This is a genomic window from Streptomyces sp. URMC 129, assembly GCF_051386415.1.
GTDB lineage: Bacteria > Actinomycetota > Actinomycetes > Streptomycetales > Streptomycetaceae > Streptomyces.
In genome coordinates this window covers 1-758 of record NZ_JBPQTQ010000291.1, presented here as the reverse complement: position 1 = coordinate 758, position 758 = coordinate 1, and the positions used below count along the sequence as shown (strand labels likewise).

1 protein-coding gene is annotated in these 758 nt (G+C 74.1%); it reads right to left on the bottom strand.

What is annotated here, in order from left to right; genetic code table 11:
* Positions 1-120 precede the first annotated feature (120 nt).
* On the bottom strand, positions 121-758 hold a 638-nt coding region (locus tag ACSNOC_RS27830), incomplete at its 5' end, for a DUF6875 domain-containing protein (protein ID WP_436750344.1).

Below are 758 nucleotides of genomic sequence, written 5' to 3'. Positions count from 1 at the left end.
CACGGCGGCGGGCGCCGCGTTCGGGCCGCGCTGGTTCGAACGCGCAGGGCGGGGGGAAACGGTGAGGGATAACGGTGGTGCGGCGGCGGCGCGTTGGCGTGCGGCCGGGCGGGCGCCGGGTCACACGAGACTGCCGCCCGCCGCCATGAGCGCGCCCGCGTCGAAGAGGCTCACGAAGACGGGATCGACCTTCGCCGGTGACCGGTAGTGATGACCGTAGTCCGTGCGGTACTTCTCGAACCACGCCGGATTCTGGTGCAGGAACAGGATGTCGTGGAACGCCATCGGGCGGATCGCGATCAGCGGGTAGGGCGAACGGTTCACCGGGAAAAGGGGGTTGCGGCTGGCGGGCGCGGTGCACTCGGGGTGCATCTGGCCGAGCATCAGGCCGCGGGCCACGGCGGCGTCCTTGGTGGTGCGGTGCGCCTCGTCGATGAGCCACCAGTCGGGCCGCTCCAGGCCGTCGAAGACGACGATCAGGCTGTCGAGCGCCGCGTTGCGCGACACCGTGGGGGCGCCGTCGAACGCGTCCATGGCGGCGTGGATCAGCGCCTCCATCCCGGCCGGTCCGTCCCCCGGCCGCCACCGGCACCGGGCCGTGCGCAGGCTGCCGGCGCGGAGCGCGGGCCGCACGAAGGGGCAGACGGCGCCGTCGCGGCCGAGGCGGGGGTGCGGGGCACCGACGTAGTCCGTGAGCCAGGCGGACAGGACCTGGTCCTGCCGGGCGGTCAGCGGGAGGAACGGGTGGGGCAGGGGGC